A 12,127-nucleotide genomic window follows, 5' to 3' on the forward strand; every position below is an offset into this window, starting at 1 on the left:
GTGAAAGCCAAACAAGAAATTACTCTCTTTGAGTATGACTGTTTAGTGAGTGAAGATGTGCTGAAAGATCAGACTGCATCTTCACACGTTCAAGCTATCTCTATATCAGCTTATCAATATCTCAAGCAGCTTTGCTTAAGTAATGAGAATGAAAGAAATCTTCTTCAATTACGTCGTCGAAATGGTATGGAAGTTCTGCAAGTTCAAAACTATGCAGGAGTTATGTTTACGCCAGATAAAACGCAAATTGAAATCTTGCCTAAAATCGGAAAAGGCTTCACAGATGAAGGTAGTGACAACAACTATGATGACGCTTATGTGAAAGCTCGGCACACACTACTAGTAATGTTACGTGCGTTGAAAGGTTTCTCACATATTCAAACCTCGAATGCTAATATTACTCGCCAAAGAATGCCGTTGTTAGAGGTATTTATAGGCCAGTTCTTACAGTCGGTGAACACGCTCGTAAAACGTGGCTTAAGAAGCGACTATGTACGTAGGGAAGACAATTTAGGTTTCTTAAAGGGGAGGCTGAATGTAGGAAAACAAGTTAGGCATAACTCCATTAGTAAGCATAAATTTTACTGTGAGTACGATGAGTTCTTACTCGATCGTCCCGTAAACCGGTTAATGCATAGTGCTCTAAAACGAGTGAAAGGCTATACGCGGAGTGCAGAAAATCAGAAGTTGTTACAAGAGCTAGACTTTGTATTCAATGAAATACCAGAGAGTATGGACTACAGCGTTGATTTTTCGAAAGTCAGGCTTGATAGAGGGATGAGTTACTACCAAATACCTTTAGACTGGTGTCGACTAATCTTAGAAGGCTTTTCTCCACAAACGATGAAAGGTGGTGCTAACGCAGCTTCTCTTTTATTCCCTATGGAGAAGGTATTTGAAGACTACGTTGCTAAAGTTTTAAAAGAACAACTAGCGGTCAGTCATCCTAAGCTCAGTGTTAGTACACAAGTTACTGGTGAGTACCTTGCCCGTTATGACGGTAGAAACAAATTCAGTTTACGCCCGGACTTGATCATTAAGGAAGGGAGCACCAATCAAGTCGTACTCGATACGAAGTGGAAGCTCCTGAATACCAAGTTAAGTAATTCAAATATCTCCCAATCGGATATTTACCAACTGTTTGCTTATGCAAAAAAATACCTTGCGGATGATGAAAGTGGACAGGATGTAGTGCTTATTTACCCTAGCCAAGATAACTTTGATGAAGCACTGCATTTCCCCTTTGAATTGGGAGGTGGACATCAGCTTTGGCTCGTACCATTCGATATATCAGAGAAGAAACATATGGGTATCAGATGGCCACTAGATTTCAATTTTACCTCTAGAGCGGAAGTCTCTCAAAGGTCACCTAACTAATGTGGTTCCTTGAAGTCACAAAGGTATACATTTTCGCGAGTAATTATAAATAAGGCATACCAATGAGATTTCTTAAAATAAAAGAAGTCATGAAAAAGACTGCGTTAAGCAGATCCTCTATTTATCGCAAGATAAGTGAGGGCTCATTTCCTAAGCCCGCACCTATAGGAGAAAGAGCTGTTGCTTGGCTCGACAATGAAGTGGAAGAGTGTTTAAATCAGCGATGACTGACAGCTAATAAGTGCTCAAAGGTCATGAGTTATATGTAATAACTCATACTCGATCTTATACACCCGCTGGTTAGTCACGACTAGATCGTACAGGCGACCTGTTGGTATCGTAACTCACATTTGGACAAAAGCTTGTTAGCGATTCTTCTAAATTAAAAAACCATTAATAATTACAAGTATCTCAAACCACTAAACTTAGAGCACTATCTCGCCAGTGCGTAGCCGTTAAGTATTAGAATCATCATTCAAACGGTACAGGCGAAGATTCACCTTTACCATCAAACAAAACAACCACTTCAGTTGTACTCGATGGGTTCATCACTACCCATCCATTTGGATCCGCATCTTCACTTGGTGAACAATCCATCCGGTAAGAATAACAGCCAACAGTAAACATAACTTGGATACGCTCTTCATCTACGATGACCTGCATTGAAGCTCGAGTAGGCTGATAGTCTTTATAATAGCTCTGCAAAGTGCGCATTTTCTTCTCAGCTAATTCAGTGTCAATCGGTGCATCAATACGGTAGTAGACCAGTTCATCATCATAACTCCAGCCTTTACGCCATGTCCCTTTGATATGTGCGGGGACGCCCATTTTTCCGATGTCGGCACTTGCTCCAGGATAGCCATTGACTGCTCCATAACCAAAGCCGGTCCAACCACCGCCTGTGGTTTGGATAGCGACATCACGGATCCCATAGAACCCACTAAGGCTTCCCGCATTACCAATGCTCGCCTTTATTAACGGCTGCTCTTCTTGACAACCACTCAAGGCGACCATTGCAATGAGGAGTGTCGTTATTACGTACTTAGGCATTGTCCCAAATTCTCCGCTCTGGTGTTTTTTCTGTTTTTTCATCGGTTGTGATGCTGTTTATAAGAGTTTCCCTGACCGTCTTATACGGGAGGTTAATCACCGTATCATGAGAGCGGTGGATATAGTTGTCAAAGATAAGCGTTGGTTGAAGCGTTGTTTTCCAATCTTCGCTGGTTAGCTCCCCCAATTGCTTGGTTGACATATTAGCCCATAGAGATTGGCAGAGCTCATCGTTCACATAGTCAGGAGTTAGGTTTTCAATATAATCTGGCTCGATCCATTTTACTCCTGCGTTTTGAGCTTGTTGCTTCATGCGCTCAAGGGCTAGCCCTGCTATCGCATTACTCACGGGTTTAAAGTGATAAAAATAGAGCGTGTTGTCTTTTTCTTTTACCTCACCGTAATGGCCAAACCGTTGTCGGCATGTCTTTTTCCATTCGGCATCTTTAACTTGGCGAGTGCGCTCTATCATAGCAACCTTATCTAGACTTCCCCCAGGGTATGCAAAATTAGCGTGCACGATATCAATGGTTTCTGATTTTATTTCGTTACGGTTGTAGGTACTGCTCACCGGAAAGCCCACATAGTCAGGGAGTCCCTCTTTCTCATATTGCTCAATTGAAGGGTAACCGCCTCCCACATCGGTATGGCATCCTGGGAAGTGTTCTTGGTGGAAATTATCGGGTAACCAATTATCACGACTCAGTGAAGTTAATGGAAAGTTTTTCCGATACTCATGTTCGGCAACCAACTGCAAGACCGTGGTGGCCATCGTCGGCTCTAGGCCCAGCTGAAAATTACCTTCATCGTTATTCCCCGCTAAGTAAAACGACCCTACGGTATCAAATAACCCCAAGAACCTTACACTGACGCCTTTCGTATCATCGCGTTCATAACCACCTTCTTCTGAAAACTTTTTGTTGCTTTCAGTACCCAATAGATGAGGGTAAACCGTAACATCCGCCTGCTTGCCCGCAACTGGTCGATGGTAATCCGGTAATCCTTGGTACAGTGCATTAACAAAGTGACGAGATAATGCCGCACCTCGGCTAAAACCGATAACATCAAAAACGATATGGGTGATGTCATTATAAGAGCCGGATTGTTCCAATTCATCGATAGTGCGCTGCAACTGACTAAGCAAACTCTGCCATTTGTAAAACGCACCATTTTCACCGTCCACATAGTTGAGTAAGACTTTGCCGCTAATACCCGCAATAGCATCAGCAAAGCCTCCACCAAAGGCCTGCTGTGCACCCACCCCAAGCGCCTGCTCTGGTCCGGTTTCATCTTTTTCGGCATCGATGATGGCGGGGCGCTGACTGTCGTCTTCAATGTCGACGGTGCCGACACCGGACACATAAATTTTTGCTGATTCACCTTGAATTTGCGGATAAGCCGCAAACAAACGCGCCACATTGCTGCGTGACTTATTTCCACGCTGCTCTTTGTAAGCGTCATTCTTATTGTTGGCCCCCGTCCCATCAAAAAACACGCCGATACGAAAGAGTTTTTCAGGGCGAAGATTGATGACCGGAATACCTTTGGCAACGAGACTGGGACTATTGATGGCGACAATCTCTGTCCCATGTAATAAACGGCCAGGGTGTGGGTAATGGCAATTCAGTGGGGCATGATATCGTTAATTCGGGGTTTCCTTACCTTGTCCTACATCCACAAGTTCTGAAATATTCAACGCAAGTCCTTGCTCATTGAGCCACGCTGGATTCACCGAAGAAAACTCATCTTGTGTCAACTTACGAGGAAGATAGAGTAAGTGCTGGTTGTCCAACACCTGATTATCGACACGCCATTGAATCGGTATCGCACTTTGCCAAGCGGTAGGACGAAGCTCATCGCTAAGTGTGAGTTCATCCGAATAGGTCAGGCAGAACCGACAATTACCATTACCGATGATTTTGTACTCTTGAACGAGCTTGCCTTCACTAAAGTGGTAATAATACCCTTGAGTGGCAAGCCCTAGTCGTTCACCAAACTGTACAGCCGGCATCACTGCGAGGAAGGCTTCATTGAGTGCGTTCGTCCCTTTAGGTTTGGCTGAGACGTCAGGGATTGATAAGGGTACTGCAGAATCTCTCGATGACAATGCAAGCGTCCTTAGCGCATCCTCTTTTATGCTGGCCACCAATTGCGTGCTGTGCTCGTTTTCTTGCTCGCTCCAACGAGAATGCATCGGTGACGTACTCGTTTTAGCTAACGCCACATCCCATCCAACATGTGAACTAAAAGACGACTGAGAGCACGAGAGCTCAAAAGTGTATTCAAGATCCTGTCTTTGGTCTTCTTCTGTATTACTGACGGTGGTTTGGGTGCTTACGAGTTTAGGCTCTTGTTGTACCGGTGGGTAGTACGCACTTTTATAAGAAGAGGCAGGCACGGAGGATGCCGCGTTGACTGCCACCCACCTTTCTGATTTTAATTGAGATTTTAATGCGTTGAGGTAAGCATTCGGGCTTTTTTCCACAAAAGGAGCAAGTATTCGTTGCAACTCATCAGGTAGCGCATCATGAAATTTAGATATTGAACCGCTGTCAATCAAGTAGCTTGTTAGCTCATCGGCAGCGATAGACTGACCACCTTGCTTTTGATGAAACTCTACTACTTTTATATCCGATATACTCATGGCACTTATTCCTATACAAGTCCGACTAATTACTGGCGAATAAATAATCGTATCTTACTGAATAATATGGTGAGTGTGTGCCGTTCTTCCCTATCATTATGACTGAATTACCAGATAGTCAGTATCAACTAATAAACCTGTTAGAGGAAATCCGTTAAATGATGTGCTAATTGGGTGATTGGTTATTTGCAGAAAGAAGGAATGGGGCAGATCTGAGCTAGCTGGCGCTTTTAGAGAAAAGTGCCACGAGTAAAACTTCAGTCTTATGAAGACTCTAGACAGAAATTAGTTTCGCAAATCAGAACATTAACATGTCATGAATTACGTGAAGTATGGAAAAGTCGCTTAACTTGGTGTCTAGCATTGGTGATGCGCATCACACGAAGTAAGCACACATTGTCTTTGACTTGATAATATTGTGATAATTAATATGAGATTTATTCCATATCTTGTATTTTTTATCATCACTATTTTTCCAATGTTGAGGTGTGCATGAGAAATCGTTCTATTTTTGGGTGGAAGCTAAGTGAGAGTAGAGTTGTTTCTGTTGTTGATCTAGAAAGTGGCACTCAGGATGACGTTGTTTGTCCTTGTTGTGGAGACTTCATGGTTGCCGCACATAGTAATAAAGGTATAGCTAGCTACTTACGTCATCAAAGTAACGCAGACTGTCTCTATTCGTATGAAACCCAGTTGCATTTGAGTGCAAAGGAGTTCATCGAACGGGAGAAGCTCATTCCTCATCCATATTCCAGTGGCATTTTTGATTCTAGTGATTGCGAAATGGTAGGTGTGAAAAATGTCCGTCTAGAGGTCTATCGAGACGGAAGGATTCCAGATGTCGTTTGCCAGATCGGTAGGGAAGAGTATTACGTGGAAGTTACTAATACTCATGAAACCCCGCCAGATAAAATAATGGATTTTCGAAAGCAGGGCAGGAGTGCTATTGAGTTATTTCTAGTTGGATTGGACTCAGATTCGCTGCTGAACAGCTATGAAAATGTAAAAGTTCAGATAACAGCATTAAACCCGCTAAATCCATTCTGGGATTTTATTGAGCAGCAAGCCGCGATGAGTATCAGCAAAGAAAGAAGTATGTTGTTGAGAAAGATAGCAAGGCATCGCAAACAAGTTCAAAGAATTACTGAAAACATTTCTGAGCGTGAGGAACAAGCTAAGGAAAGGGTTGACCGAATAAAACAAAGGGTTGGAAAGTGGCAAGAAAAAGAGCGGGAGCAAAAAGAGCTCTATAAGCAGATAAAGTCCCTAGCGAATGACCTTCAAGTTGTGGTACTGCGGCTTGAAGAAGAGAAGTCATCTTTAAATCAAGAATTAGAACAACTCAAGCAAGCCATCTATCTCAACAAGTTAGAGGCGGGAAGAATTATTAACAATGCGAGAGTTGAAGCAGAACAACAACGTGAAAAGGTCAGAGTAGAAGTTAGAGATGATGTTCTAGCTGAGTTAGCTTCGGAAATAGAAGATACTAGAAAGAATGCTCAAATGATTACCGATAATGCTCTAAAGCAAGAGTTATCAATGATTGAAAGCGCTCAAACAACAGCGCAACAAATATTGGATGGAGCACATTACAAAATCACGAGTGAGCTTGAAGTTGCACTTGATAGAAAAGGTGTATCAAATGAAGCGTTGACCGAGTTAGAAAACCGTGTCAAATGGCTAAAACAAGAAACGGAGAGTCTAGAGGAAAAGAAAGCTGAGTTAGAGAGTGGTGTTAATTTAGATAGACTTTGGAGTAAACAACAAGACTTGCAGAGAGCGATTAGTAAGGAAGTAAACCGCTTGAATGACTTTAAAGAAGTCGGTGATAAGTATGTCAAAATCATTAACAGTATTGCTCTAGATTTCAAACAGCTAGATACGGCAGAGTATGCCTCTCTCTTGCCTGAACGTATTCAAAAGAAAATAAAAGTTAATCGAATGATCTTAGAGATGCAAAACTCAATCGAATACGAGCCGCTGTAACTGACATTCGAGCATTTTCGAGCTAGAAAATACCACATGTTAAAATTCAGATTATGACGTTTTTGGACAAAGCCTTGTCCGTGAGTTTACCAATTTAGCTAACGTAAAATTAACTAAGGTATGAGAAAGACGCCCATCTTCGAAGCTTTGTATGAATATTCTGTAAGCGTGTCATGAACACCGCATTCTAATCCTTCAGCACGAAGAATAAGATCAACTCTCCAACCCAAAGGAGAGTTGAAATGGCAAAACGACGTACCAACCTAGAATGGCAATCACTGTTTGAGCAATATGAAAGCAGCAGTGTTACCCAACGCGCTTTTTGTGAAGAGCATGGACTGAGTTTATCCACGTTCTTTGCCAAACGGCGTCAACTCCAAACAGCAAGCCAATCGGAATCTGTCGGATTTGTTAAAGCCGAAATCGTTGAAAAGACAACCAAGTATCAGGCCCAGATAGCTACGGCGAACATGACACTTCTCATCAATGATGTGGAGCTGAGCATTCCTCAAGGCACGCCAGCCACCTATCTTGCTGAACTCATTGGAGCGTTGTCATGAAAGGTATGCTCAGCGCTCCAGACATTTACCTTTATCGTGAAAGCGTCGATTTTAGAAAGTCCATCAACGGCCTTGCAGCGATTATCGAAAATGATACTGACTTGCCTCTTGGCAGCGGTGCGCTGTTCCTGTTTACCAATAAACAGCGCGATAAGATTAAAGTGTTGTACTGGGATAAAACAGGCTTCGCCCTCTAGTATAAACGCCTTGAAAAAGCCAAGTATAAGTGGCCTTCAAAAGAGAAAAATCAGGTGTTTACCCTCACTCAATTTGAGCTTGACAGACTGCTTTCAGGCTTCACAATTATCGGCCACGAACCCATCAAAATAAACGATTTTACAATGAGTTAATCGAGAATAAAGCCTTATTCTCCAAGCGTTAACGGCACGATTTTAGTATAATCAATGCTATGAAAAAGACGCCAAATATCAACCCAGAAAGCCAAGATGTTGCCGAGCTACAAGCGATGGTAGCTGCTCTGATGTCGGAGAAAAATGAGTGGAAACAAGAGCGCCAATCGCTGCTTGAACAACTCAAACTCGCCTTCGACCGTCAGTTCGCGAAACGCTCGGAGGCATTAAAGCCTTACGATGAATCACAAGGTGACCTCTTCAACGAAGCGGAATGTGAAGCCGTTAAAGAAGACGAGGTTGAGGTGACAACCACGACCACAACGAAAAAGCGCGGTAAACGTAAACCTCTGCCTAAGACCTTGCCTCGTGAGGTTATCGAACTTGATGTAGACGACCATGAAAAGCAGTGCGCTTGCTGCAATCATAGCCTGCATAAAATCGGGGAAGACCGCAGCGAGAAGCTAGAGTTCACGCCAGCGGTACTCAAAGTGTTGGAATATGTTCGTCCTAAGTACGCTTGCCGCCAGTGCGAGAAAACAGATGACAGCAGCCGTATCGTTCAGAAGCCATCCCCTCAGAGTCTCATCCCTAAAAGCTTCGCACAGAAAGCTTGCTGACCAACATCATTCTTGGCAAATACCAATACGCGATGCCACTTTATCGCCAAGAATCGCTGTTTACCCAGTCGGGTATCGAGCTATCACGCACCACCATGGCAAGGTGGGTTATCCAAGTCAGTGAGAAGTTCGCCCCGCTGTATGCGGCCTTGAAGGAGAACCTGCTTCAACAAGTGGTGGTTCAGGCGGATGAAACGCCGCTCAATGTGCTCAAAGAAGAGAAGAAGTGTTATATGTGGCTCTACTGCTCAGGCGCTGACTCACCCGAATCGGCACTGCCGAATGTGAAAAATATTGCCTTGTACAACTATCAAAACAGTCGCGCGAGGGCGTGTCCCGTGGACTTTTTAGGTGACTACAACGGTTATCTACAAACCGATGGCTACGCGGCTTATGATGGTCTGCATCACGTCACCAATGTAGGGTGCTTAGCGCATGCTCGTCGCAAGTTCATGGATGCGAAGAAGCTTCAAGGGAAAGGTAAATCGGGCAAGGCTGATAAGGCGCTGGCTAAAATCCAAAAACTCTACGGGATAGAATCACGCTTAAAAGGTGCGCCTGCCGAAGAGCGAAAAGCAGAGCGTCAAGCGCTTGCCAAGCCGATACTGGATGAGCTTTACCAATGGATGACAACCCAGAAGGTGATAGGCTCTAGCCCACTAGGCAAAGCAATAAAGTACACGCTCGGGCAATGGCCTAAACTCATTCGTTATATCGACGATGGTCACTTATCTATCGATAATAATCGCGCTGAACGCGCAATTAAACCGCTGGTTATTGGCAGGAAAAATTGGCTGTTCTCTAACACACCAAATGGCGCTGAGGCGAGCGCGATGCTTTACAGTATCGTCGAGACTGCAAAAGCCAACGGTCTTATCCTCTACGACTACATGGTCAAGTGCATGAAAGAGCTCGCGAAAGCAGAGCCTGATATCGACGCACTCCTACCTTGGAACTTCAAACACTGACAAGTCGCCCCGTGGGTTCATGGGGCGGATACCCTGTAATTCCTTGTGTTATCTCGTTCTTTATGAACAATCAAAAAAGTCCACTGAATGTGGGCTTTGATGTAGATCTTGTCGTCTTCTAAACTAAGCGCGAATGATCATTTGCTCGCGCTCTGGACCTACCGATACCATCACGATTGGCACACCCATCAGCTCTTCGATACGAGTAACGTAATCTTGCGCTGCTTGAGGAAGGCTCTCAAACGTGCGGCAACCCGTGATGTCTTCATCCCAGCCAGCCATATCTTCATATACGGGCTTTAGCTCAGCCGTTTGTGGCCAAATCGGGTTCTCAGTATGTTCACCTGAGTAAGCGGTACAGATTTTAAGTTCAGACAAACCAGACAGGCAATCGATCTTAGTCAGTGCTATTTCCGTTGCAGCTTGTAGGTCAACACCGTTGCGAGTTGCTACCGCGTCGAAGTAACCCATGTCACGTGGGCGGCCTGTTGTTGCGCCGTATTCGTTAGAGCTTTCGCGGAAGCTATCTTGTTCTTCCATTGCAGTTACTAGCGTGCCAGTACCAACAGACGAGCTGAATGATTTAGCAACAGCGATAACACGTTCAGGACGAAGTGCAGGTAAACCGCTACCAATGCCAGCATAAGCTGCGGTTACATTCGAAGATGTTGTCCAAGGGTATTCACCGTAGACAAGGTCGCGACCTGCGCCTAACTGAGCTTCAAACAGTAGGTTTGCGTCTTGTGATTGCAGCGCTTTAAGCGGCTCAGTTACGTTGCAGATGAACGGGCGCCACGCTTTAGTTACTTCAAGTAGCCATTCTGTCATTTCAGAAGCAGTCTGGGAGAAGTCACATTGAGGGTAGAGCGCTTTAAGCTGAGGCATCTTCCAATCAAGTAGGAATTGAATACGCTGCTCTAAAATTTCAGGTTGATTCAGCCAACCGACAAGAATGCCTTTCTTCATTACACGATCGCCGTACGCTGGTGCAATGCCTTGACGTGTAGAGCCGTAAGCGCCATCGCCCAAACGCTCTTCTTCAAGCGTATCTTCAAGAGCATGTAAAGGGAGACACAGTGTCGCACGATCTGAGATCGCCATTTTCACTTTGATGCCAGCCTCTTGAACTTCTGCAATCTCTTCAGTTAGCGCAGCAGGGCTGATCACCATGCCAGGGCCAAGAACCGCCGTACAATTAGGATTAAAAATACCACTAGGTAGTTGGTGCAGTTTGAATGTACCGAAGTCATTTACCACAGTATGACCTGCATTGTTTCCGCCTTGGAAACGAATGCTAGCAGAAGCTTGGTCTGCTAAAAAATCGACGATGCGGCCTTTGCCTTCATCACCCCAGTTTGCGCCCACAACAACGATAGATGGCATAATTTTTCTCCTAACTGATTGAGGAATCATGTTAGGCCTACAAGGTGGATAAGAGAAATTAATTATCTTTATTATCTTGATAAGGATTTCATATATCCTTAAAGTCTTAAGCTACAAACGAGATTCCCTATCACGTTCGTTCCTCACTGTAGGGAATGACGATGGGGCATTCTTTACTTTTAGGGAATGATATTAGTGACACGAGAGAGAGGACATGATGCTCGATATTAATTTGTTGAAGACGTTTGTGACGCTTGCGGAGTACAAGCATTTTGGGAAAGCGGCCAATGCACTGCACATGACACAACCCAATGTGAGTTTGCACCTAAAACAACTGGAACAACAAACACGCATAAAGTTGATAGAGAGAAGCCCTTTTCAATTGACTCAAGCGGGTGAACGGCTATTGGAAACAAGCCAAAGAACGCTACTCGAACTGCAGATTTGTCAGGCCGATCTCAATGCCATTAACGACCTTAAAATAGGGACGTTAACCATTGCCGTAAGTGACATCATTTCTCGATTTTTGCTAATTCGTCCGTTCCAGAAGTTCAAAGCGCAGTATCCCGGTATTGACCTTACGCTCTTGAATACCACGTCATCTCAGGCATCGAATTTAGTTAAAAATGCTCAAGCGGATATTGGTTTTGTTATCGCCAAAGAGCAGCACAACGAGTCTTTGTATTTCACTAAGCTGCAAGAGCTTTCTTGGTGTGCGCTTGGCGATGGGTTTGATATCCGAGACTCTGATGCAGAGCTCACTTTGATTCTACTAGGTCATGATACGAGAACGCGTGACTTTATTGATGAAGGTTTACCAAGCCTTAATCTACCTAATTATAGGGTGATGGAAGTAGGGAGTGTCGATGCTCAAATCGACTGGGCAGAAGCGGGATTTGGTGTGGCTATTGTCCCGGAGTTTGCGGTATCAACCAAGCAGCACCTGCATTCGAAAGTGACACCATTGACCAACTTCTCGAGCACCAGTCTTGGTTATATTGTTCGGCAGAACCAAGTCTTGTCGAAAGCAACCAAGCAGCTGTTAGGTTGGGTGAATGATGAGATTATTTCATTGCAAAACAAATAAATACAATCATTGAGTTTGACTCAATCAGCCCACCTCGAGTGGGCTTTTTTGTCCCTGGAAAGCCTCGTTTTTACTGAATCAATAATCTTTGGAACAAACTAG

Annotated in this window: 9 protein-coding genes and 2 pseudogenes; 7 read left to right on the forward strand and 4 right to left on the reverse strand. The window is 44.1% G+C overall.

All coding sequences use genetic code 11. The features are described from left to right. On the forward strand, window positions 1-1,377 hold the full coding sequence (locus AB4486_RS09870) for an McrC family protein (RefSeq protein ID WP_372117061.1): 1,377 nt from the start codon (window positions 1-3) through the stop codon (window positions 1,375-1,377). Window positions 1,378-1,439: 62 nt separating this feature from the next. Beyond that, window positions 1,440-1,604 carry an AlpA family transcriptional regulator gene (locus tag AB4486_RS09875; protein WP_372117063.1) on the forward strand — a complete coding sequence of 55 codons (165 nt, stop codon included), beginning with the start codon at window positions 1,440-1,442 and terminating at the stop codon, window positions 1,602-1,604. 244 nt (window positions 1,605-1,848) lie between these two features. On the opposite strand, the gene AB4486_RS09880 is transcribed toward AB4486_RS09875, so the two are convergent. The 3 genes from AB4486_RS09880 to AB4486_RS09890 all read right to left on the reverse strand — a co-directional run bounded on the left by AB4486_RS09880 (window position 1,849) and on the right by AB4486_RS09890 (window position 5,071). Further along, window positions 1,849-2,427 carry a hypothetical protein gene (locus tag AB4486_RS09880; RefSeq protein ID WP_372117064.1) on the reverse strand — a complete coding sequence of 193 codons (579 nt, stop codon included), beginning with the start codon at window positions 2,425-2,427 and terminating at the stop codon, window positions 1,849-1,851. After that, the gene (locus AB4486_RS09885; protein WP_372117066.1) at window positions 2,420-3,922 is read right to left on the reverse strand and encodes a DUF2235 domain-containing protein; all 1,503 of its coding nucleotides are present in this window, start codon (window positions 3,920-3,922) and stop codon (window positions 2,420-2,422) included. Before AB4486_RS09885 ends, AB4486_RS09880 begins: the two co-directional genes overlap by 8 nt. 147 nt (window positions 3,923-4,069) lie before the next feature. Next, complete coding sequence (locus AB4486_RS09890; protein ID WP_372117068.1) at window positions 4,070-5,071, reverse strand: hypothetical protein; 1,002 nt, start codon at window positions 5,069-5,071, stop codon at window positions 4,070-4,072. Window positions 5,072-5,563: 492 nt separating this feature from the next. Here AB4486_RS09890 and AB4486_RS09895 point away from each other — a divergent pair, with 492 nt between their 5' ends. From AB4486_RS09895 to tnpC, 4 genes and pseudogenes are all read left to right on the forward strand, one after another. Then, window positions 5,564-7,057: a hypothetical protein gene (locus AB4486_RS09895; RefSeq protein ID WP_372117070.1), complete on the forward strand. Its 1,494-nt coding sequence runs from the start codon at window positions 5,564-5,566 to the stop codon at window positions 7,055-7,057. A 242-nt stretch (window positions 7,058-7,299) separates the two neighbouring features. Then, window positions 7,300-7,617: an IS66 family insertion sequence element accessory protein TnpA gene (tnpA, locus tag AB4486_RS09900; protein ID WP_017068715.1), complete on the forward strand. Its 318-nt coding sequence runs from the start codon at window positions 7,300-7,302 to the stop codon at window positions 7,615-7,617. A 5-nt stretch (window positions 7,618-7,622) separates the two neighbouring features. Continuing rightward, window positions 7,623-7,967: pseudogene (gene tnpB, locus AB4486_RS09905) on the forward strand (IS66 family insertion sequence element accessory protein TnpB). A 59-nt stretch (window positions 7,968-8,026) separates the two neighbouring features. Beyond that, window positions 8,027-9,555: pseudogene (gene tnpC / locus AB4486_RS09910) on the forward strand (IS66 family transposase). A 123-nt stretch (window positions 9,556-9,678) separates the two neighbouring features. On the opposite strand, the gene AB4486_RS09915 reads toward tnpC, so the two are convergent. Further along, window positions 9,679-10,938, reverse strand: coding sequence for an adenylosuccinate synthase (locus AB4486_RS09915; protein ID WP_017059182.1), 1,260 nt, complete (start codon window positions 10,936-10,938; stop codon window positions 9,679-9,681). A gap of 214 nt (window positions 10,939-11,152) precedes the next feature. Here AB4486_RS09915 and AB4486_RS09920 point away from each other — a divergent pair, with 214 nt between their 5' ends. Next, entirely contained in the window at window positions 11,153-12,025 is an 873-nt protein-coding gene (locus AB4486_RS09920) for a LysR family transcriptional regulator (RefSeq protein WP_017059183.1), read from the forward strand. Window positions 12,026-12,127: the final 102 nt, after the last annotated feature.

Source organism: Vibrio sp. 10N.222.55.C6 (genome assembly GCF_041473395.1).
Lineage (GTDB): Bacteria > Pseudomonadota > Gammaproteobacteria > Enterobacterales > Vibrionaceae > Vibrio > Vibrio crassostreae_C.